Below are 20,518 nucleotides of genomic sequence, written 5' to 3'. Positions count from 1 at the left end.
GCCGTGTCTTTCGGCCCCTTGCGGCTGTCCGGTTCACTCACCGCCAACAGATGGGCCACACCGAAATTCCGCGCGCTGCGCAGGATCGGCAGGGTGTCGTCGATAAACAGGCTGCGTGCCGGATCGAAGCCGATATCCGCTTGCAGCGCGTCCCAGAACTGCGGGTTCTCCTTGGCGAAACCGTAATCGTGGGAGCTGATCAAACGTTCGAAATAGGGTGCCAGCTCGACCTTTTCCAACTTCAATGACAACGAGTCGCGGTGGGCATTGGTGATCAGCACCACGCGTTTGCCGGCCTGCTTGATCGCCGCGAGAAAGGTATCGGCGTCCGGGCGCAGGGAGATCAGGTGGGCGGTCTCCAGCTTCAGTTCGCGCACCGGCAACTTCAATTCGGCGCTCCAGAAGTCCAGGCAATACCACTGCAATTGTCCGGCGTTACGCTCGAACAGCGGCTGCAGTTCCATTTCCGCCATGGCGCGGCTGACGCCATGCAGTTCGGCATAGCGCTGGGGCAGGTGCTCCATCCAGAAGTGGTTGTCGTAGTGCAGGTCCAGCAAGGTACCGTCCATATCCAGCAGAACGGTATCGATGTCGCGCCAGGGCAGTGAAGGCATAGAGAACGTCTCGAACGGTAGAAAGATATCCGACACAAACAATCGGGAAAGCCGCGTTATAGTAGCGCGTTCACGCCAAGGAGCCTTTGTATGCGCCAGAAACCCACCGTACTCGCCCGCGAGATCGTCGCCACCAGCCGTCTGTTTTGCGTCGAAGCGGTGCAGTTGCGCTTTTCCAACGGTGTGGAGCGCACCTACGAGCGCCTGGTGGGCAAGGGCGCGGGCTACGGCGCAGTGATGATCGTGGCGATGCTCGATGCCGATCACGCAGTGCTGGTCGAGGAATATTGCGGCGGCACCGACGCCTACGAGCTGTCGCTGCCCAAGGGCCTGATCGAGCCCGGCGAGGATGTGCTGGCGGCGGCCGAGCGTGAGCTCAAGGAGGAGGCCGGTTTTGGCGCGCGGCAGTTGGAGCACCTGACCGAGCTGTCGTTGTCCCCCGGCTACATGAGCCAGAAGATCCAGGTGGTGCTGGCCACTGACCTCTACGAAGAACAGCTGGAGGGCGACGAGCCCGAGCCGATGCGCGTGGACAAGATCAACCTGCGCGAGCTGTCGAGCCTGGCGCAGAACCCGCAATTCACCGAGGGTCGCGCCCTGGCCGCGTTGTACCTGGCCCGCGACCTGCTGACCCAGCGCGGCGCCTTTCAAGCATGAGCGAACAATCGATGAATTTTCCCCACCCATTGCTGGCGCCGGTGATCGACCTGGCCTTGAAGGCCGGCGAGGCCATCCTGCCGTTCTGGCGCGCCAACGTCGCCGTCACCAGCAAGGCCGACGAATCGCCGGTGACCGCGGCCGACCTGGCGGCCCACCACCTGATCGTGCAAGGCCTGACCGCGCTGGACCCAAGCATCCCGGTGCTCTCCGAAGAAGACGCCGATATCCCTCAGGACGTGCGTGCCGGTTGGCAGCGCTGGTGGCTGGTGGACCCGCTGGACGGCACCAAGGAATTCATCTCCGGCAGCGAAGAGTTCACCGTCAATATCGCCCTGATCGAAGAAGGGCGGGTGGTGTTCGGCGTGGTGTCGATGCCGACCAGCGGTCGCTGCTATTTCGGCGGCGCCGGCCTCGGTGCCTGGCGCGCGGACAAGGGCCAGGCACCGGTGGCGATCCGTGTGCGTGACAGCCTGACGGCGGGTGAAGCCTTCACCGTGGTCGCCAGCCGTCGGCATACCAGCCCCGAGCAGGAACGTCTGCTGGCCGGCCTGAGCGCGACCCTGGGCGAGTTGCAACTGGCGAACATCGGCAGTTCGTTGAAGTTCTGCCTGCTGGCCGAAGGTGCGGCGGATTGTTATCCGCGACTGGCGCCGACTTCGCAGTGGGACACCGCGGCGGCCCAAGGCGTGCTGGAGGGTGCTGGAGGCGAGGTACTGGATCTTGGTGGCGCGCCGTTCTGCTACCCGGCGCGGGAATCGCTGCTCAATGGCTTCTTCCTGGCGCTGCCGGCCAAGGCCGCATGGCGTGGGCGCTTGCTGGAGCTGGCGCGGGGCTGATCTTTGTAGCCGCTGGCGCAGCCTGCGGCTACAGGTTCATCGGTGCAATACGTATTGCCCGGTGAAGCGCACCGCATCTTCATCGCTGCCGGCATTCACCACCCGGGTGTGCAGGATCAGCCGCGCGCGACCGTAGCGCTCATACATGGTCACGAACCTGTGCCACACCTCTTCGCTCGGCGCGGCGCAGATGGCCGTGGCGTCGCTGGTCACCGGCAGCGGGTAGTTGATCTGCCCTTCCTGAATCACGATGTGCCCGTCGTCGATCCCCGCTTCTTTCAATCGCAGGTGCAGCCAGCCCCAGCCGGCCAGCACCGCGCCGCAATACAGGCTGCCGCCGAACATGGTGCTCTTGTGGTTGACGTTGGCTTCCAGCGGCAGTTGCAGGCGCAGCTCATGTTCGCGCCAGTCGAGCACTTTCAGGCCCATGTCCCGCGTCAGGGGAATGTCGTGATGGAGGATGGATTCCAGGTGACGACTGTCGCGGTTCATGCAGGGCCTCGGGTGTGAAAGGAGTGCTTTAACAAGATTAGTCGGCATCGCTCAATCGATGTCGTCGCCACCGGAACTGGCGCCGCTGTCGCCGAAGCTCAGGCCGTGTTTGCGCAGTTTGTCATGCAGGGTCTTGCGTGGAATACCCAGGGCTTCGGCGAGGCTGCGCAGCGAGTTGTGGGAGCGGGCCAGCTCGGCGGCGATCAGGCTCTTTTCGAAGTTTTCCACCTGCTCGCTCAGGCCGCCCTCGACCACCGTTGGCGCCTGTTGCGAGGAGCTGCCATCCGCCGCGCTGTTGTCCAGGGCCAGTTCCAGGCCGAGGGCGAAGCGTTCGGCGGCGTTCTGCAGTTCGCGCACGTTGCCCGGCCAGCTGTGGCGCAGCAGCAGGGCGCGCTGTCCCGGTTGCAGTTCGTGGGGCGGCAGGCCGTGGCGGGCGCTGGCTTCGTCGGCGAAATGCTGGAACAGCAGCAGGGCGTCTTCGCCGCGTTCGCGCAACGGTGGAATACGCAGCGGCGCGACATTCAGGCGGTAGTAGAGGTCGGCGCGGAAGCGTCCCTGGTCGGCCGCCTGGCGCAGGTCTTCCTTGGTCGCGGCGATGATGCGGATGTCCAGCGGGATCAGCTGATTGCCGCCCAGGCGTTCCACCACCCGCTCCTGCAGCATGCGCAGTAGCTTGACCTGTACGTCCAGGCTCATGCTTTCGATTTCATCGAGGAACAGCGTGCCGCCGTTGGCGAATTCGAACTTGCCGATGCGGCGTTTCTGCGCGCCGGTAAAGGCACCCGGCTCGTGGCCGAACAGTTCGCTTTCGACCACCGATTCGGCCAGGGCGCCGGCGTTGATCGCCACGAACGGGCCATTGCGCCGGCTCGACAGGTCGTGCAGCGCCCGCGCCACCACTTCCTTGCCGGCACCGGTTTCGCCAAGGATCAGCACGTCGGCCTTGGTCGCCGCCAGGGCGCCGATCTGCTCGCGCAGACGCAGCATCGGCGCGGACAGCCCGACCAGCCGCGCGCTGAGCTCCTGGCGGTCGCTCAGGGCCAGGCGCAGGCTGCGGTTGTCCAGGACCAGGCGCCGCAGGGCCAGGGCCCGGCGCACACTGTCGAGCAGGGCATCGCTGGCGAAGGGTTTTTCCAGGAAGTCGTAGGCCCCGGCGCGCATCGCCTGCACCGCCAGCGGCACGTCGCCGTGGCCGGTGATCAGCAGCACTGGCAGCTCAGGGTCCTGGCCGTGCAGTTCGCTGAGCAGTTCGAGGCCGTCCATGCCAGGCATGCGGATGTCGCTGACCACCACCCCCGGCCAGTCGCGCTCCAGGCGCGCGGCCAGGCCCTGGGCTTCGCCCAGCGGCAGGATCTTCAACCCCGCCAGGTCCAGGGTCTGGCTCAGGGCCTGGCGCAGGTGCGGATCGTCGTCGATCAACACCACCTGCACGTCACTGGTGATCGGTGTACTCATACGCTGCGGTCCTCGGACGGTTGCAGGCTCACTCCCGGCGCGCCGGCGCGCAGCCGCAGGGTAATCAGGGCGCCGCCTTCGCGGTGGTTGGAGAACGACAGTTCACCGCCAAAGGCGCGCATCAGGGTGTCGCAGATCGCCAGGCCCAGGCCAAGGCCCTGGGTACGGGTCTTGGTGGTGTAGAAAGGCTCGCCGGCGCGGCCCAGGGCCTCCATGCAGAAGCCCGGACCGTTGTCGCGAATGTACAGATTGACGCCCGTGGCGGTGGATTCGGCACTCAGCCAGAGTTTGCGCGGCGGGCCTTTTTCGGTCAGGGCATCCAGGGCGTTGGCCAGCAGGTTGCCGAGCACCTGGCGCAGCCGCGTCTCCCCGGCCTCGACCCACAGGGTGGCCGCCGGCAGGTCGCGGATCAGCTCCACTTCCATCGCCCGTCGACGCTTGGCCAGCAACGCCAGGGCATCGTCCAGCGCCGGTTGCAGGGCAACGCTTTCCGGCGCGTGGCGGTCGCGGCGGGCGAAGGCGCGCAGGTGGGCGATGATCGAGGCCATGCGCCCGGTCAGTTCGCTGATCAGCTTGAGGTTGCCACGGGCGTCCTCGGTGCGCTGGTGGTCCAGCAGCACTTCGGCGTTCTCCGCGTAGCTGCGGATCGCCGCCAGCGGCTGGTTGAGTTCATGGCTGATGCTCGCCGACATGGTGCCCAGGGCCGAGAGTTTGCCGGCCTGCACCAGGTCGTCCTGGGCGCGCACCAGTTCCTGCTGGGCGTGCTCGCGCTCCAGCACTTCCTGCCTGAGGCGGCGGTTCAGGCCTTCCAGGTCGCTGGTACGTTCGGCCACGCGCATTTCCAGCTCGCGCCGGGCCTTGGCTTCGAAGGCGATGCGCTCCAGGTAGTGGCGACGGCGCTGCATCATCAGCCCAAGCAGCAGCATCAGCACCAGCAGCGTGGCGCCGCCCACGGCCACCACCGTGCGCACCGGGCGGTCGATCAGGGTGCGCGGGGCAAGGATGCTCACGCTCCAGCCGGTTTCGTCGATCTGCCGGGTCTGGGTCAGCCAGGCGCTGGAGTCGAGGTTCAACGGCCGTGGATCGCGGGTCGGGTAAGGCTGGATGGCGACTATGGCCTTGCTTTCGTCTTCGCTCAGCGGGCGGGTCGAGCGGAAACGCCATTCCGCCCGCGAGGTGAGAATCACCACGCCATTGTGGTCGGTGACCACCAGTTGCTCGGGAGTCTTGCCCCAGAGGCTTTCGGTGTGGTCCAGGTCGACCTTGACCACCAGCACACCGATGATTTTCTCGCCCTTGCGCACGGCGGCGGCGAAGAAATAACCACGCTTGGCCGAGGTGGTGCCCAGGCCGAAGAAACGCCCCAGGCGCCCGGCCATGGCCTCGCTGAAATACGGACGGAAGGAGAAATTGCGACCGACAAAACTGTCGTGCTTGTCCCAGTTGGACGCTGCCAGGGTGTTGCCGGAGGTGTCCATCAGGTACATCACTTCGGCCCCGGTCTGGGCGCTGATGTTTTTCAGCAGGCGGTTGGCGTTGCCCTGGGTCACCCCGTCGTCCGGCGCACCGAGGACCGCGCGCAGCGCCGGCAGCTCGCCGAGAATCTGCGGCAGCACTTCATAGCGGTGTAGGGTGCCCAACAGGTTGGCGACGTAGAGGTCGAGGGTCTGGCGGTTCTGGCCCGCCAGTTCGCTGCGGTAATAACGCTCGGCCAGATGCTCCAGCGGCCACAGCAGCGGCGCCAGGCACAGGGCCAGCAAAGCCAGGCTACGCCAGCGGGGGCGTCGGGGGAGAGGTGGGGTCATGAGGGACATGCGCCTGTGGGTACAGGCGCATTATGCCTAGGCCTGACCGGCAAGACACTCGTGCAATGCGCTGCGCCACTGCGGCTGGACCACGCCCCACTCGCGCGCCAGGCGGCTGCAATCGAGGCGGGAGTTCAAGGGTCGCGGCGCGGGTGTCGGGTAGGCGCTGGAGGGGATAGCCTCCAGGGTCGCACAGGCCTTGCCCTGGGCCAGCAGGTGTTCGCCGATGGCCTGGGCGAAGCCGAACCAGGAGGTCTCGCCAGCAGCGGTCAGGTGGTAGGTCCCCCATGCTCCTGGCTTGCCCGCCTGCCAGCGCTCGATCAGGGCAGCGGTGCTGGCGGCGATGGTGCTGGCCCAGGTCGGCGCGCCGATCTGGTCGGCCACCACGCGCAAGTGCGGTTTTTCCTGCAGCAGGCGTTGCATGGTCAGCAGGAAGTTCTTGCCGGTGTTGGAATACACCCAGCTGGTGCGCAGGATCAGGTGCTCGCCGCTGGCCGTACCGATGGCCTGTTCGCCGGCGAGTTTGCTCTGGCCGTAGACGCTCAGTGGGTTGGGCTCATCGTCTTCGGTGTAGGGGGCCTGCTTGCTACCGTCGAAGACGTAATCGGTGGAGTAGTGAATCAGCGGAATCCCCAGTTCCCGCGCTTCCTCGGCAAACACCCCAGGAGCGCTGGCATTGATTGCAAAGGCCAGCTCCGGTTCGCTCTCGGCCTGATCGACGGCGGTGTGGGCGGCGGCGTTGATGATCAACTGCGGGCGCAGGCTGCGCACCTGCTGGCGAATGGCGTCCGGGTTGCTCAGGTCGAGCAGGCCGCGCCCGGGCACGATCAATTCGTGCTGGTTTCCCAAGTATTGTTGCAGGGCCTGGGAAACCTGGCCGTGCTGGCCGCTGATCAGGATCTTCAACCGGCCGCTCATGGGAACAGCTCGGCTTCGCTGAGCAATTTGCCGGCCTGATCCTTGGCCGAGAGCTGCGCCGGACCTGTGAGTTGCCAGTCGATGGCCAGGGTCGGATCGTCCCAGCGAATGCAGCGTTCGGACGCCGGCGTGTAGTAGTCGGTGGTCTTGTAGAGGAATTCGGCGTACTCGCTCAGCACCACAAAACCATGGGCGAAGCCTTCCGGTACCCACAGCTGGCGATGGTTGTCCGCGGACAGCCGCACCCCGACCCATTTGCCGAAGTGTGGCGAACTGCGGCGGATGTCCACCGTGACATCGAGTACTTCGCCGGCGACCACCCGCACCAGTTTTCCCTGGGTGTTTTCGATCTGGTAGTGCAGGCCGCGCAGCACGCCCTTTTGCGAGCGCGAATGGTTGTCCTGGACGAACTGGGTGCTCACGCCGGTCGCGGCTTCGAACGCCTTGGCATTGAAGCTCTCGTAGAAAAAACCGCGCTCGTCGCCAAACACCTTGGGCTCGATGATCAGCACGCCGGGCAGTTCGGTGGCCAGGACCTTCATTGGGTTTCTCCCGCCAGGCTGTAGAGGTATTGGCCGTAGCCGGTCTTGCCGAAGTACTTGGCGTGCTCGAGCAAGTGCTCGCGGTCGATCCAGCCCTGGTTGTAGGCGATTTCCTCGAGGCAGGCGACTTTCAGGCCCTGGCGGTGCTCGATGGTCTGCACATACTGCGAGGCTTCCAGCAGGCTGTCGTGGGTGCCGGTATCGAGCCAGGCGAAGCCACGGCCGAAACGTTCGACGCTGAGGTCGCCGCGTTGCAGGTAGGCGTTGTTGACGTCGGTGATTTCCAGTTCGCCGCGTGCCGAAGGCTTGACCGCCTTGGCGATGCTGACCACCGAGTTGTCGTAGAAATACAGCCCGGTCACGGCATAGCTGGACTTGGGTTGCAGAGGCTTTTCTTCGATCGACAGGGCATTGCCCTGTTCGTCGAAATCGATCACGCCAAAGCGCTGCGGGTCCTTGACCCAGTAGCCGAAGACCGTCGCCCCGGAAGGTTTCGCCGCGGCGTTCTGCAGCTTCTCGGTGAAGTGCTGACCGTGGAAGATGTTGTCGCCGAGGATCAGGCACACAGGGTCGTCGCCAATGAATTCCTCGCCGATCAGGAACGCCTGCGCCAGGCCGTCCGGCGACGGTTGTTCGGCGTAGCTGAAACGCACCCCGAACTGGCTGCCGTCACCCAGCAGGTTGCGGTACTGCGGCAGGTCCTGGGGGGTGGAAATCAGCAGGATGTCCTTGATGCCGGCCAGCATCAGCACCGAGATCGGGTAATAGATCATCGGTTTGTCGTAGACCGGCAGCAGTTGCTTGGACACACCCAGGGTGATCGGGTGCAGGCGGGTGCCCGAGCCACCCGCCAGAACGATACCTTTCATCATGCGATCAGATCCTTGAAGTCAGTGAAGCCGAGCCGTTGCCCTTGATAGCTGCCGTCCTGCACGCGCTGGCACCATTCCAGGTTGTCCAGGTACCACTGCACGGTCTTGCGCAGGCCACTGGCGAAGGTTTCTTGTGGCACCCAGCCCAGTTCGCGCTCGATCTTGCTGGCGTCGATGGCGTAGCGCAGGTCGTGGCCGGGGCGGTCCTGGACGAAGGTGATCAGGTCGGCGTAGTGCTGCACGCCTTCGGGTTTGCGGGGCGCCAGTTCTTCCAGCAACTGGCAGATGCCGCGCACCACGTCGATGTTCTTCTGCTCGTTATGGCCGCCGATGTTGTAGGTCTCGCCGACCATGCCTTCGGTCACTACCTTGAGCAGGGCGCGGGCGTGGTCTTCGACGAACAGCCAGTCGCGCACTTGCAGGCCGTTGCCGTACACCGGCAGCGGTTTTCCGGCCAGGGCGTTGAGGATCACCAGCGGGATGAGTTTTTCCGGGAAGTGGAACGGCCCGTAGTTGTTCGAGCAGTTGGTCACCAGTACCGGCAGGCCGTAGGTGCGCTGCCAGGCGCGGACCAGGTGGTCGGACGCGGCCTTGCTGGCGGAGTAGGGCGAGCTGGGGGCGTAGGGCGTGGTTTCGGTGAACAGGTCGTCGACGCCGTGCAAGTCGCCGTACACCTCGTCGGTGGAAATATGGTGGAAGCGGAAGGCGCTTTTTTCCGTCGGCGGCAGGGCCTGCCAGTAGGCGCGCGTGGCTTCCAGCAGGCTGTAGGTGCCGACGATGTTGGTCTGGATGAAGTCCGACGGACCGTCGATGGAGCGGTCGACATGGGACTCGGCGGCCAGGTGCATGATCGCCTGGGGCTGGAAACGCTCGAGCAGGGCGCTGACGGTGGCCTGGTCGACGATATCGGCCTGGACGAACTCGTAGCGGGTGTCGCTGGCGATGCTCGACAGCGACTCCAGGTTGCCGGCGTAGGTCAGCTTGTCGAGGTTGAGCACTTCGTGTTCGGTGTTGCGGATCAGGTGGCGAATCAGCGCCGATCCAATAAAACCGGCACCGCCGGTAACGAGAATGCGCATATGGGTAGGCCTTCTTCCCTAAGACATGGAGTCGCGAATGGAGCATAGCTTGTCGGCAGCCAGCGGCCGCTGCAAGGGGCGCCGACGTCTGGCCCGGGTATTCGCATCCTGTTTACCTTCCTGGCGGCGGTGAAGCCCTTGTCGACTGCCCGGGGCGGGGGGTTGCGTAACGCCTGGCGCAGTGGCGATATACGCATCTGACAATAATTCCAGGGGTCGTTCCATGTTGCTCGCCACGTTGATTCACCGCGCCAGTCTGTCTGGTCCGCAGGTCACTCCACAGCAGGCGCTGGACCTGCTCGAGGTGCATTACGGCCTTGGCGGCACGCTGCAATCGTTGGGCAGCCAGCAGGATCTCAACTACCGGCTCGACAGCCCCCAGGGGCGGTTTGTCCTGAAGATCTGCCGTGGCGACTACGCCACCCTGGAACTGCAGGCCCAGCATGCGGCGCTCAAGCACCTTGGCACCCACCCCGAACTGCACGTACCCCGGGTGATCCCGGCGAAGAACGGCGCCGATCTGCTGTCCCTGGACGTCGATGGCCAGGCGCTGCATGTGCGGCTGCTCGACTACATCGAAGGCCAGCCGCTGACCCACCTCAAGCACCTGGGCCCCGAGCTGGCAGCCGGCTTTGGTCGGCTGTGCGGGCAGATGGACCTGGCCCTGGCGGACTTCCAGCACCCAGGACTTACGCGCACCCTGCAATGGGACGCGCGTCATGCCCATAGCCTGATCAACCACCTGCTGCCGGTGATCGCCGACGATCGGCAGCGCAGCCTGATCGCCGACGTGGCCGAGCAGGCCGAGCGCCGTGTGCAGCGCCTGGCCGAGCAGTTGCCGGTGCAGGCGATCCACCTGGACATCACTGACGACAACGTGGTCTGGCAGCGGGATGCCCAGCGCCACTGGCAGGTGCAGGGGGTGATCGATTTCGGCGACCTGATCCACACCTGGCGCATCACCGATTTATCGGTGACCTGCGCGGCGTTGCTGCACCATGCCGAGGGCGATCCGTTCTGCATCCTGCCGGCGGTCCGCGCCTATCACGCGGTCAATCCGTTGCAACAGGCCGAGTTGCTGGCGCTGTGGCCGCTGATCGTGGCCCGCGCCGCGGTGCTGGTGCTCAGTGGCGAACAGCAGGTGAGCATCGACCCGAACAATCAGTACAGCCGCGACAACCTGAGCCACGAATGGGAGATCTTCCGCGTCGCCACCTCGGTGCCGTTCGAGTTGATGGAAGCGGCGATCCTCGGGGCGGTGGGCCAGTCGCTGCCGGCCATCGCCGGCGAAGGTTTCGCACCCTTGTTGCCGGGCTTGGTGGGGCGCGAGTTCGCCCTGATCGACCTGGGCGTGCTCAGCCCGCACTTCGAGGCCGGTAACTGGGAGCAGCCGGAGATCGATACCCAGCTGTTGCAGCAGGCCGCCGCGGCCCATGGGCTGGCGGCCAGTCGCTATGGGCAGTACCGCCTGTCCAGGACCTGCCCGGACAGTGCCGTCGAGCCGGACACCTTCCCGTTGCATGTGCAGTTGCAGGTGCCGTCGGGCACGGCGGTCGAAGCGCCTTTTGCCGGGGTGCTGCACCGTGCCGCCGACGGTGCGTTGCGCCTCGACGGCCCGCAATTGAGTGTGCGGCTGTGGGGCGTCACGCCTTCAGTGCATGCCGGCGCGGCGCTGGTCAAAGGCCAGGTGCTGGGGGCGGTGGACGGTGGGCTCAAGGTCCAGCTGTGCCGTGGTGCGCAGCTCGATCCACCGCTGTTCTGTAGCCCATCGCGAGCGGCGGCATGGCAGGCGCTGTGCCCGTCGCCGGCGGCGCTGCTGGGCCTGGCCTGCGACGCCGAGCCGGAGCTCGATCCGCAAGCCTTGCTGGCGCGGCGCGATGCCAGTTTCGCCCGCATGCAGAAGCACTATTACGTCGACCCGCCACGCATCGAGCGCGGCTGGCGCAACCACCTGATCGACATGCAGGGTCGTTCCTACCTGGACATGCTCAACAACGTCGCGGTGCTCGGCCACGGGCATCCACGGATGGCCGCCGAGGCCGCGCGCCAGTGGTCGCTGCTCAACACCAACTCGCGCTTCCACTACGCGGCGATTGCCGAGTTCTCCGAGCGCCTGCTGGAGCTGGCGCCGGATTCCATGGACCGGGTGTTTCTGGTCAACAGCGGCAGCGAGGCCAATGACCTGGCGATCCGCCTGGCCTGGGCCTACAGCGGCGGGCGCGACATGCTCAGCGTGCTGGAGGCCTATCACGGCTGGACGGTGGGCGCGGACGCGGTGTCCACCTCGATCGCCGACAACCCCCAGGCCCTGAGCAGTCGCCCGGACTGGGTGCACCCGGTGACCGCGCCCAATACCTATCGCGGCGAGTTCCGCGGCCAGGACAGCACCCCGGACTACGTGCGCAGCGTCGAACACAACCTGGCCAAGCTGGCGGAGCAGAATCGCCAGCTGGCCGGTTTCATCTGCGAGCCGGTGTATGGCAACGCCGGCGGCATCGCCCTGCCGCCGGGTTACCTGCAGCAGGTCTACGCCCTGGTCCGAGCCCAGGGCGGGGTGTGCATCGCCGATGAGGTGCAGGTCGGTTACGGGCGCATGGGCAAATTCTTCTGGGGCTTCGAAGAGCAGGGCGTGGTGCCGGACATCATCACCATGGCCAAAGGCATGGGCAACGGCCAGCCGCTGGGGGCGGTGATCACCCGCCGGGAGATCGCCGAAGCGCTGGAGGCCGAAGGTTATTTCTTCTCCTCGGCCGGCGGCAGCCCGGTGAGTTGCCGGATCGGCATGGCGGTGCTGGACGTGATGCAGGGAGAGAAACTCTGGGAAAACGCCCAGCTGGTCGGCGATCACTTTAGGCAGCGCCTCGAAGCCCTGATCGACCGTTATCCGCTGGTGGGCGCGGTGCATGGCTCGGGGTTCTACCTGGGCCTGGAGCTGATCCGCAATCGCCAGACCCTGGAGCCGGCCACGGAGGAGACTGCCCTGCTGTGCGATCGCTTGCGCGAGCTGGGGATCTTCATGCAGCCCACCGGCGATTACCTGAACATCCTCAAGATCAAACCGCCGATGGTCACCACGCGCCAGAGCGTCGACTTCTTTGTCGACATGTTGGCGAAGGTGCTGGACGAGGGGCTCTGAAGCCCCTGATCCGGTCGTAACCGGATCGCGAGCAAGCAGCCAGCCTCTGTAGGAGCGAGCTTGCTCGCGATAGCGCCAGAACAGACAACCCCATCCCCAGAATGACCCGATAAATGCCGATAACAATCGGTATTTATCGGGTTTTATTTTTGTATTTATATTTTTATGACTTCTAAAGTCGATTTTTATCGGATATAAAGTCATCCCTGTCGGGACCCGGCCAAGCCGCGTCCGGCCTTGCCCTTTTCTGTCATCGGCCGATGCCACCATCGGTCCTTTGCTGCTGCCCAGGAGATGATTCATGAGCCGTATCGTTACCGTCGCCGCAACCCAGATGGCCTGTTCCTGGGACCTTGAAGCCAATATCGAGACCGCGGAAAAGCTGGTCCGCGAGGCCGCCGCCAAAGGCGCGCAGATCATCCTGATTCAGGAACTGTTCGAGACCCCGTACTTCTGCCAGAAGCCGAACCCGGACTACCTGCAGCTGGCCACCCCGGTAGAAGGCAACGCGGCCATCGCCCACTTCCAGAAGGTTGCCCGGGAGCTGCAAGTGGTGTTGCCGATCAGCTTCTTCGAGCTGGCCGGACGTGCGCGTTTCAACAGCATCGCGATCATCGACGCCGACGGCAGCAACCTCGGGATTTATCGTAAAAGCCACATCCCGGACGGCCCCGGTTATCACGAAAAGTACTACTTCAATCCGGGCGACACCGGCTTCAAGGTGTGGAACACCCGTTACGCGAAAATCGGCGTGGGCATCTGCTGGGACCAGTGGTTCCCCGAGTGCGCCCGCAGCATGGCGCTGCAAGGCGCGGAAATCCTGTTCTACCCGACCGCCATCGGCAGCGAGCCCCACGACAAGAGCATCTCGTCCCGCGACCACTGGCAGCGCGTGCAACAAGGCCACGCCGGCGCCAACCTGATGCCGCTGATCGCCAGCAACCGCATCGGCAACGAGGAACAGGACGGCTACGACATCACCTTCTACGGCTCGTCGTTCATCGCCAACCAGTTCGGCGAGAAGGTTGAAGAACTGAACGAGACTGAAGAAGGTATTCTTGTCCACAGTTTCGACCTCGACGAGCTGGAACACATTCGCAGCGCCTGGGGTTCGTTCCGCGACCGTCGGCCGAACCTGTACAGCGCGATCAAAACCCTCGACGGTTCCCTGGAGTCCTGAACCCATGACCACTTTGCACAGCACCCCTCGCGCCGACGGCTTCTACATGCCAGCCGAGTGGGCGACGCAGACCCAGACCTGGATGATCTGGCCCGAGCGCCCGGACAACTGGCGCCTGGGCGGCAAGCCGGCGCAAGCCGCGCACGTAGCGGTGGCCAAGGCCATCGCCCGCTTCGAACCGGTGACCGTGGCGGTGTCCGCGGGCCAGTATGAAAACGCCCGGGCGCGGCTGCTGGATGCGCCGAATATCCGCCTGGTGGAAATGTCCAGCGACGACGCCTGGGTCCGCGATACCGGCCCGACCTTCGTCATCAACGACAAGGGCGAAGTCCGTGGCGTGAACTGGGATTTCAACGCCTGGGGCGGTTTCGACGGTGGCCTGTATTCGCCGTGGAACCGTGACTCGCAGGTGGGCGGCAAGATCCTCGAGATCGAGCGCAGCCCGCGTTACCGCACCGTGGGCTTCGTGCTCGAAGGCGGCTCGATTCATGTCGACGGCGAAGGCACGGTGATCACCACCGAAGAGTGCCTGCTCAACCGCAATCGCAACCCGCACATGAACCGTGCCGAGATCGAAGCGGTGCTCAGCGCCAACCTGGCTGTGGATAAGGTCATCTGGCTGCCGGATGGCTTGTACAACGACGAAACCGACGGCCATGTGGATAACTTCTGCTGCTACGTGCGTCCGGGCGAAGTGCTGCTGGCCTGGACCGACGACCCGCAGGACCCTAACTACCCGCGCTGCCAGTCGGCGCTGAAAGTGCTGCAAGACAGCACCGATGCCAAGGGTCGCCCGTTCACAGTGCACAAGATGCCGATTCCGGGGCCGCTGTACGCGACCGAAGAAGAGTGCGCGGGCGTCGACCCGGTGGACGGCACCCAGGAGCGCAATCCGTCGGTGCGCCTGGCCGGTTCCTACGTGAACTTCCTGATCGTCAACGGCGGCATCATCGCCCCGAGTTTCGACGACCCCCTGGATGCCCAGGCCAAGGAAATCCTGCAGAACTTGTTCCCGCAACACGAAGTGGTGATGGTGCCGGGTCGCGAGTTGTTACTGGGGGGCGGAAATATCCATTGCCTTACCCAACAGCAACCGGCGCCACACAAGGTTTGAGTGTTGTTGTAACAGCCTGTGACGCCTGATTGGCGGGCTGTTACATGGATCCAATCCGGCGTCGCCCGGCAAGCCCGCAGCCCTGATGGACTGCGGGTTTTTTTGTATCCGAAAGCCAGCAATCACGGGACCTTGGCATAGCTCTTGTATCTCTCGCGAGGTCACTCTGAGGCCGGTGGAACTGCGATGTTCTGTCATAAACCTTGGATAAGTTAGCCGCTCACAAACCGGGAGAGAGCGCTGGAGATGAATATGGTCAGCGAGCGGACTTCACATCCCTTGGCAATGAATAGCGAATCGCTTCAGGTTCTGGCGCGATGGTTGAAGTCCAATGGAACGCGACAGGTCCGGGAAACCGACCCGCGCCGGATGATCCTCGATCGTTACCCAGCTGGTTTGTTCAGCGAGGCAGAACTCGAAGCGTTGTGGGATGTGTTGGAAGGATAGGCAAACAACGGATTGGTAAAGGCGCTGCCCGGATGGCAGCGCTTTTTTTTGCTCGGGTTTTGTCGCAGGCGATCGGCCGACCCTCGCTTGCCGGTGATGGGAACATCGCGGTTTGTCTGATGCACCGCGTTATCCTTCATCGCGAGCAAGCTTCGCTCCTACAGGGTCGGGGGGCTTCTGTAGGAGCGAGGCTTGCCCGCGATAAGGACAATGCGGTCTGCCTGATGCACCGCGTATCCGCTTAAAAGCTGTAGGTACCGGTCACCACCAGGCTGCGTGGATCGCCGAACTGGATCTGCCCGGCGCTGGTGGCCGAGGAGTAGTAAGTGCGGTCGCTGATGTTGTTCAGCGCGGCCCGCAGGTCCCAGTCCTTCTGCCGGAAGCCGGCCAGGGCGTCCCAGCGGCCATAGCCCGGAAGCATCACAGTGTTGGCGTTGTCGGCATAACGATCACCCACCAGGGTCAGGCCGGTCTCGGCGTACCAGCCCATTTCCGGTTTCCAGGTCACGAACAGGCTGCCGTTGCGCTTGGCCACGTTATTCACCCGGTTACCTTCGTCACCGTTATTGCTCTTGACCACGGTAGCGTCCTGCAGGCCGATGCCACCGCGTATCGACCAGTTGCCGACGATCTTGCCGGCCGCGGTCAGTTCCACGCCGCGTGAGCGCTGCAGGCCGGTCAGCAGGATCACGTTCGGGTCTTCCACGCTGCGGCTGCGACGGTTGTAGAGCTCCAGCTCATAGACCGCCAGGGTGGTGCTGAAGCGGTCGTCGAGCCAGTCGCTCTTGACCCCGATTTCCTTCTGCCGGGTACGCTCGGGGCTCAGGTCGTTGGTGTTGCCGTTGGCGTTCGGGGTGATGCCGATCAGGCCGCCGCCGACGGGGGAGAAGCTCTTGCTCCAGGAGGCGTAGAAGGAGTGGTTCTCCAGCGGGGTCCAGACCACGCCCAGACGGGGGCTGGTGCTGTGACTGTCGCGGTCGTCCTTGCGATCCAGGAGCTTGTTGTGGGTCTCGACGTTGAAGTTGTCGTAGCGCAGGCCGGCCAGGACTTGCCACTGATCGTTCAGGCGCAGTTGGTCCTGGACATAGACGGCGCGGCTTTCCACCTCGCTGTGGTTGTAACTGGACGCCACCATTTTCCCGGTGTGGCGCAGGTTTTTATCCGGGTTGAACGGGTCCAGGGACGGCACGGCCTGGCCACCGGCGCTGACCGCTGCTGCGGTGTAGAGCTTCGGATCGCGTCGCTGGCTGCCCAGCTCGACACCTGTCAGCACCCGGTGCTCGAGGCCGAAGGTATCGAAGGTGCCTTCGACTTCGAGGTTGTTGTAGAGGTTGCGGGTGTTCAGGTCCTGCTGCCAGCGCTGGCGGTTCACCCGCTTGGTGCGGCTGTCGTAGCCGGTCTGGTAGGTGTTGTCGAAATCGCTGTTGAGCTTGAACAGGCTCAGGGTATGGCGCAGTTGCCAGTTGTCGTTCAGCTCGTAGCTGAGCTTGGAACGCAGGGACTGGGACTTGTCGTCGATGTAGTCGCGCTTGTCGCCGTAAGTGGTGTCGCGGCTCACGTCCGCCGGGCGCCCGTCGATCCCCGGGATGCCGCGGTCCGGCGTGCGGTTGTAGCGGCTGTATTCGTACTGCACCAGCCAGTTCAGGTCCGGCGTCAGCTGCCAGCTCATGGATGGCGCGAACAGCTGGCGACTGCCACTGACGCCGTCGCGGAAGCTGTTGTTGTCCTGGTTGCCCATGTTCAGGCGCAGGCTGATGTTCTCGCTGGGGTCGGCGCTGAGGTCGGCATACAGGCTGCGCAGGTCTTCGCTGCCACCTTTGACTTCGACGCTGGAGTGGCGGCCGAACTGCGGCAGCTTGCTCACCCGGTTGACGATCCCGCCCTGGCTGCCACGGCCGTAGAGCACCGCCGCCGGGCCCTTGAGCACCTCGATGCGTTCGATGTTGTGCAGGTCGCGCACGTACTGGCTGTCGTCACGGACGCCGTCGAGGTAGAAGTCGTTGCTGGCGTCGAAACCGCGAATGCGCAGGCTGTCGAAGCGGGTGTCGGCGCCACTGCTGACGTTGGGAATACCGCTCAGGGCCGTGCCCAGATCGTTGATGCCGTAGTCCAGCACGTTGCTGGTCTTCACCGAGTCGATGGCTTGCGGCACGTAGCGCACCGGCGTGGCGGTGCGGGTCGCGGTGCTGACTTCCTTGACTCGTGGGTCGTCGGCATCGACTTCTGCGCTGATGGCGGTGGCCGGCAGGGTGGTCGGGGCGGCGCAGGTGAAACCGGCCGTCAGCGAGGCGCAAAAGCCAAGGGTGAGGGGAGTCAGGCGGAAGGGGGCAGGCATGGAAAAACGCATCCAGAAGGGTGAAGGAAACAGTGGGTGCGAATGGTAATGCTTGCTATTTACTTTCGTTAATTATTCTTGAAAAGTTCCCTGGGCGGATTGTTTCAATTTGTGTCTGGATTGAAATGCAGTGGATACATCATTGATTCGACCGATTCGCGAAACAAACTAAAAGCCATTCCGGCGTTTTTCATCCAGGGCCACAGGCATAGTCTGCCGCCATCGAATTTATCGGCCTTGTCCCGGAGCCTTGCATGTCGGCAGCGACCCTTCATTACATCTACGATCCTTTGTGCGGCTGGTGCTACGGCGCCAAGCCGCTGGTGCAGGCGGCCCAGGCGGTGCTGCCGGTGGTGACCCATGGCGGCGGCATGATGACCGGGCGCAACTGCCAGCAGGTTTCGCCGCAACTGCGCGACTACGTCATGCCTCATGACCGGCGCATTGCCGAATACACCGGGCAGCCGTTCGGCGAGGCCTACTTCGAAGGTTTGCTGCGCGATTATTCGGCGGTCTTCGATTCGGCCCCGCCGATCGCCGCGGTCCTGGCGGCGCAGGCGCTCGCCGGGCGCGGCCTGGAGTTGCTCGGACGCTTGCATACGGCGCACTACGTCGAAGGGCGACGCATCGCCGATGTCGACGTACTGTTGGAACTCGCCGAAGGTCTGGGCTTTGAGCGCGGCGAGTTCGAAGAGGCCTTCGAGTACGCCGCGGCGAACAGCCTGAACGAGCACATCAAGGCCAGCCGCGCCTTGTTGGCCCGGGTCGGTGGCCAGGGTTTCCCGACCCTGGTGCTGGAGCAGGACGGTCAGTTCAGGCTGGTCGATATCAGCCCCTGGCTGGGCAAGCCGCAGGCGTTCGCCGACTGGCTGAGCGAGGCCTTCGGTACGCCCGCAGTCGAAGTTTCACCCAGCCTGCAGGCCTGTGGCCTGAGCGGTTGCGCCCTTTGAACCACCCACTTATTGACGGAGTCACCCATGGATAACCTGGCACTGATCAAAAGCACCTACGAAGGGGCCAACTCCCAGGAAAACGCGAAAAACACCGCCGCCGCCCTGGCCGCCGATGCGCGCTGGACCGAGGCGGCAGGCTTTCCCTACGCGGGCACCTACGTCGGTTTCGATGCCGTGGTGGAGAATGTCTTCAAGCGCCTGGCCACCGAGTGGGAAGGCTTTGCCTTCACCGTCGAGAACTATGTGGCCCAGGGCGACAAGGTGTTCGCCTACGGCAATTACAGCGGCGTCTATAAAGCCACGGGCAAACCGCTGAATGCCCGCGTGGCCCATTTGTGGACCCTCAAGGATGGCAAGGTCACGCACTTCGAACAGTTCGTCGACAGCCATACCGTGCAACTGGCCATCAAGGATCGTTAAGTTCTTAGACGATTTTCGCCTATTTTCAGACGATTCTTGAAATTGACACATTGTTCGGGGCGCAGATAGGATTCGCGCCAACGCCTGTGGCCAACGGCCATGACATTCAAATAATAAAAGGCCCGCCGCGATTCTTCGTGGGCGGGTCTTTTTGTTCTGGCCTGAAAAAAGAGCGCTTAAGCGCCGTTTCCAAGGAGCACCACAGCGCGTCATCAACCCGTAATAAGGAAAATAAAATGTTGAACAAGCGGATCGGTCTGATCGCACTGGGGATTCTGAGCAGTACTCAAGTTATGGCTAACGACCAGGCTGAGTCCAAGGGCTTTGTCGAAGACAGCAGCCTGAAAATTCTGCTGCGCAACGCTTACATCAATCGCGACAAGAAAGACGGTAACGATGACCAGCGTGAGTGGGGTCAAGCAGCCATCGGTACCTTCTCGTCGGGCTTCACCCAAGGCACCGTGGGCGTGGGCGTCGACGCCTTCGGCCTGTACGGCCTGCGCCTGGACAAAGGCAGCCACAGCGGCGGCCAGGGCATCGACTTCTTCAAGCCAAGCGAAGGCGGCAACAAGAGCCCGGCAGGCGACCTGGCCAAGGCCGGCGCCGCGGTCAAATTCCGCCTGTCCAACACCGTCCTGACCTACGGCGACCAGATGCCGGCCCTGCCGGTGCTGAGCTACGACAATGGCCGTCTCCTGCCGGAAAGCTACACCGGTACCCTGATCACTTCCAAAGAGATCAAGGGCCTGGAGCTGAACGCCGGTCGTTTCACCGCCGAGTCGCGCAAGAGCGCCGAAGGCCGTGACAGCGGTGGCCTGAAGTCGATCAACGTATTGGGCGGCAGCTACCAGTTCACTGAACAGTTCAAGGGCTCGCTGTACGCTTCCGACGTCGAAGACGTGCTGAAGAAGCAGTACGTGAACCTGAACTACGTGTTCCCGCTGGCCACCGATCAGTCCCTGACCTTCGACTTCAACGGCTATCGCACCAAGCTGGACAAGTCCTACGCCGAGTTCAAAGAAGCAGGCGGCCAGGACAACAAGATCTGGAGCCTGGCAGCCACTTACGCCACCGGCCCGCACTCCTTCACCCTGGCGCACCAGCGCAGCACTGGCGACAGCAACCTGGGCTACGCCTACGGCGGCTACCAGAAAGAGCAGCGCCGCGTGGGTGACGGTGGCAACACCATCTACCTGGCCAACTCCTACTGGTCCGACTTCAACGCTGAAGACGAGCGCAGCTGGCAGCTGGGCTACGGTCTGGACTTCGGCGCCTTCGGTGTACCGGGCCTGACCTACAACCTGGCTTACGTGCGTGGTGACAACATCACCTCCACCAATAGCGAGGGCCATACCACCACTGGCGGCACCGAGCGCGAAATCTTCAACCAGTTCAAGTACGTGGTCCAGAGCGGCCCGGCCAAGGACCTGAGCGTCAAGGTTCGTAGCTCGATCCTGCGCGTATCGCAGAAATCCAGCGGCTACAACGACAGCGGTAACGAACTGCGTGTGTTCGTCGACTACCCGATCAACGTGTTCTGATGAACGCCTGATCGCGGCCTGATACAAGGCCGGCAATAGAAAAAGCCCCGACTGGTTCGGGGCTTTTTTGTGGGCGTTGTCCCATCCTGAATAGCACCGCGGCTCCCTGTAGCCGCTGT

At 63.8% G+C, this 20,518-nt stretch carries 19 protein-coding genes; 9 read left to right on the top strand and 10 right to left on the bottom strand.

All coding sequences use genetic code 11. The features are described 5' to 3' along the window. Positions 1-614 (bottom strand): GMP/IMP nucleotidase (gene yrfG / locus J4D52_RS28835; protein ID WP_207272198.1); only part of this gene is annotated, 614 nt, incomplete at its 3' end. Between the two features lie 90 nt (positions 615-704). On the opposite strand from yrfG, the gene nudE reads away from it, so the two are divergent. Next, on the top strand, positions 705-1,271 hold the full coding sequence (gene nudE, locus J4D52_RS28830; protein ID WP_053277014.1) for an ADP compounds hydrolase NudE: 567 nt from the start codon (positions 705-707) through the stop codon (positions 1,269-1,271). A gap of 11 nt (positions 1,272-1,282) precedes the next feature. Beyond that, positions 1,283-2,110, top strand: a complete 828-nt coding sequence (gene cysQ, locus J4D52_RS28825; protein WP_063427798.1) for a 3'(2'),5'-bisphosphate nucleotidase CysQ — start codon at positions 1,283-1,285, stop codon at positions 2,108-2,110. Between the two features lie 36 nt (positions 2,111-2,146). Here cysQ and J4D52_RS28820 read toward each other — a convergent pair whose 3' ends face one another. Genes J4D52_RS28820 through rfbB form a run of 7 tightly spaced genes read right to left on the bottom strand, consistent with a single transcriptional unit; the run spans position 2,147 to position 9,273 of the window. Next, positions 2,147-2,602, bottom strand: a complete 456-nt coding sequence (locus J4D52_RS28820; protein ID WP_025808406.1) for a YiiD C-terminal domain-containing protein — start codon at positions 2,600-2,602, stop codon at positions 2,147-2,149. A gap of 51 nt (positions 2,603-2,653) precedes the next feature. Continuing rightward, a complete protein-coding gene (locus tag J4D52_RS28815) occupies positions 2,654-4,057 on the bottom strand; it encodes a sigma-54 dependent transcriptional regulator (RefSeq protein WP_025808405.1) in 1,404 nt (467 codons plus the stop codon). Then, on the bottom strand, positions 4,054-5,862 hold the full coding sequence (locus J4D52_RS28810; RefSeq protein WP_023970035.1) for an ATP-binding protein: 1,809 nt from the start codon (positions 5,860-5,862) through the stop codon (positions 4,054-4,056). Before J4D52_RS28810 ends, J4D52_RS28815 begins: the two co-directional genes overlap by 4 nt. Before the next feature lie 36 nt (positions 5,863-5,898). Further along, positions 5,899-6,780 carry a dTDP-4-dehydrorhamnose reductase gene (gene rfbD / locus J4D52_RS28805; protein ID WP_063427799.1) on the bottom strand — a complete coding sequence of 294 codons (882 nt, stop codon included), beginning with the start codon at positions 6,778-6,780 and terminating at the stop codon, positions 5,899-5,901. Continuing rightward, entirely contained in the window at positions 6,777-7,322 is a 546-nt protein-coding gene (gene rfbC, locus J4D52_RS28800; protein WP_063427800.1) for a dTDP-4-dehydrorhamnose 3,5-epimerase, read from the bottom strand. Before rfbC ends, rfbD begins: the two co-directional genes overlap by 4 nt. Next, entirely contained in the window at positions 7,319-8,194 is an 876-nt protein-coding gene (rfbA, locus tag J4D52_RS28795) for a glucose-1-phosphate thymidylyltransferase RfbA (RefSeq protein WP_025808399.1), read from the bottom strand. Before rfbA ends, rfbC begins: the two co-directional genes overlap by 4 nt. Next, positions 8,191-9,273 carry a dTDP-glucose 4,6-dehydratase gene (rfbB, locus tag J4D52_RS28790; protein ID WP_102678146.1) on the bottom strand — a complete coding sequence of 361 codons (1,083 nt, stop codon included), beginning with the start codon at positions 9,271-9,273 and terminating at the stop codon, positions 8,191-8,193. Before rfbB ends, rfbA begins: the two co-directional genes overlap by 4 nt. 223 nt (positions 9,274-9,496) lie before the next feature. On the opposite strand from rfbB, the gene J4D52_RS28785 reads away from it, so the two are divergent. The 4 genes from J4D52_RS28785 (at position 9,497) to J4D52_RS28770 (ending at position 15,150) form a co-directional block, all read left to right on the top strand. Further along, positions 9,497-12,409: an aminotransferase gene (locus J4D52_RS28785; protein ID WP_102678145.1), complete on the top strand. Its 2,913-nt coding sequence runs from the start codon at positions 9,497-9,499 to the stop codon at positions 12,407-12,409. A 301-nt stretch (positions 12,410-12,710) separates the two neighbouring features. Continuing rightward, entirely contained in the window at positions 12,711-13,589 is an 879-nt protein-coding gene (gene aguB, locus J4D52_RS28780; RefSeq protein WP_025808396.1) for an N-carbamoylputrescine amidase, read from the top strand. A gap of 4 nt (positions 13,590-13,593) precedes the next feature. After that, a complete protein-coding gene (aguA, locus tag J4D52_RS28775; RefSeq protein WP_102678144.1) occupies positions 13,594-14,703 on the top strand; it encodes an agmatine deiminase in 1,110 nt (369 codons plus the stop codon). A gap of 246 nt (positions 14,704-14,949) precedes the next feature. Next, positions 14,950-15,150, top strand: coding sequence for a hypothetical protein (locus tag J4D52_RS28770; RefSeq protein ID WP_025808394.1), 201 nt, complete (start codon positions 14,950-14,952; stop codon positions 15,148-15,150). On the opposite strand, the gene J4D52_RS28765 is transcribed toward J4D52_RS28770, so the two are convergent. After that, positions 15,087-15,299, bottom strand: coding sequence for a hypothetical protein (locus J4D52_RS28765; RefSeq protein WP_173678580.1), 213 nt, complete (start codon positions 15,297-15,299; stop codon positions 15,087-15,089). The two genes, J4D52_RS28770 and J4D52_RS28765, sit on opposite strands and share 64 nt — an antisense overlap. 92 nt (positions 15,300-15,391) lie before the next feature. Continuing rightward, positions 15,392-17,485: a TonB-dependent siderophore receptor gene (locus tag J4D52_RS28760; RefSeq protein WP_102678143.1), complete on the bottom strand. Its 2,094-nt coding sequence runs from the start codon at positions 17,483-17,485 to the stop codon at positions 15,392-15,394. Positions 17,486-17,739: 254 nt separating this feature from the next. Here J4D52_RS28760 and J4D52_RS28755 point away from each other — a divergent pair, with 254 nt between their 5' ends. The 3 genes from J4D52_RS28755 to J4D52_RS28745 all read left to right on the top strand — a co-directional run bounded on the left by J4D52_RS28755 (position 17,740) and on the right by J4D52_RS28745 (position 20,399). Then, positions 17,740-18,435, top strand: coding sequence for a DsbA family protein (locus tag J4D52_RS28755; protein ID WP_102678142.1), 696 nt, complete (start codon positions 17,740-17,742; stop codon positions 18,433-18,435). A 27-nt stretch (positions 18,436-18,462) separates the two neighbouring features. Then, positions 18,463-18,858 carry a nuclear transport factor 2 family protein gene (locus tag J4D52_RS28750; RefSeq protein WP_007922537.1) on the top strand — a complete coding sequence of 132 codons (396 nt, stop codon included), beginning with the start codon at positions 18,463-18,465 and terminating at the stop codon, positions 18,856-18,858. A 236-nt stretch (positions 18,859-19,094) separates the two neighbouring features. Next, a complete protein-coding gene (locus tag J4D52_RS28745; protein ID WP_102678141.1) occupies positions 19,095-20,399 on the top strand; it encodes an OprD family porin in 1,305 nt (434 codons plus the stop codon). The last annotated feature ends 119 nt before the right edge of the window (positions 20,400-20,518 follow it).

Origin of the sequence: Pseudomonas sp. GW460-12-10-14-TSB1, from assembly GCF_017349775.1 — a bacterium.
GTDB lineage: Bacteria > Pseudomonadota > Gammaproteobacteria > Pseudomonadales > Pseudomonadaceae > Aquipseudomonas > Aquipseudomonas piscium.
Note: the sequence above shows the minus strand (reverse complement) of the source record. Positions and strands in the feature narration are given on the sequence as shown.

Bases quoted from the DNA above. Each gene is read 5' to 3' on its own strand.
- nudE (WP_053277014.1), top strand. From the start codon at position 705: ATGCGCCAGAAACCCACCGTACTCGCCCGCGAGATCGTCGCCACCAGC.
- cysQ (WP_063427798.1), top strand. From the start codon at position 1,283: ATGAATTTTCCCCACCCATTGCTGGCGCCGGTGATCGACCTGGCCTTG.
- J4D52_RS28820 (WP_025808406.1), bottom strand. From the start codon at position 2,602: ATGAACCGCGACAGTCGTCACCTGGAATCCATCCTCCATCACGACATT.
- J4D52_RS28815 (WP_025808405.1), bottom strand. From the start codon at position 4,057: ATGAGTACACCGATCACCAGTGACGTGCAGGTGGTGTTGATCGACGAC.
- J4D52_RS28810 (WP_023970035.1), bottom strand. From the start codon at position 5,862: ATGACCCCACCTCTCCCCCGACGCCCCCGCTGGCGTAGCCTGGCTTTG.
- rfbD (WP_063427799.1), bottom strand. From the start codon at position 6,780: ATGAGCGGCCGGTTGAAGATCCTGATCAGCGGCCAGCACGGCCAGGTT.
- rfbC (WP_063427800.1), bottom strand. From the start codon at position 7,322: ATGAAGGTCCTGGCCACCGAACTGCCCGGCGTGCTGATCATCGAGCCC.
- rfbA (WP_025808399.1), bottom strand. From the start codon at position 8,194: ATGATGAAAGGTATCGTTCTGGCGGGTGGCTCGGGCACCCGCCTGCAC.
- rfbB (WP_102678146.1), bottom strand. From the start codon at position 9,273: ATGCGCATTCTCGTTACCGGCGGTGCCGGTTTTATTGGATCGGCGCTG.
- J4D52_RS28785 (WP_102678145.1), top strand. From the start codon at position 9,497: ATGTTGCTCGCCACGTTGATTCACCGCGCCAGTCTGTCTGGTCCGCAG.
- aguB (WP_025808396.1), top strand. From the start codon at position 12,711: ATGAGCCGTATCGTTACCGTCGCCGCAACCCAGATGGCCTGTTCCTGG.
- aguA (WP_102678144.1), top strand. From the start codon at position 13,594: ATGACCACTTTGCACAGCACCCCTCGCGCCGACGGCTTCTACATGCCA.
- J4D52_RS28770 (WP_025808394.1), top strand. From the start codon at position 14,950: ATGAATATGGTCAGCGAGCGGACTTCACATCCCTTGGCAATGAATAGC.
- J4D52_RS28760 (WP_102678143.1), bottom strand. From the start codon at position 17,485: ATGCCTGCCCCCTTCCGCCTGACTCCCCTCACCCTTGGCTTTTGCGCC.
- J4D52_RS28755 (WP_102678142.1), top strand. From the start codon at position 17,740: ATGTCGGCAGCGACCCTTCATTACATCTACGATCCTTTGTGCGGCTGG.
- J4D52_RS28750 (WP_007922537.1), top strand. From the start codon at position 18,463: ATGGATAACCTGGCACTGATCAAAAGCACCTACGAAGGGGCCAACTCC.
- J4D52_RS28745 (WP_102678141.1), top strand. From the start codon at position 19,095: ATGTTGAACAAGCGGATCGGTCTGATCGCACTGGGGATTCTGAGCAGT.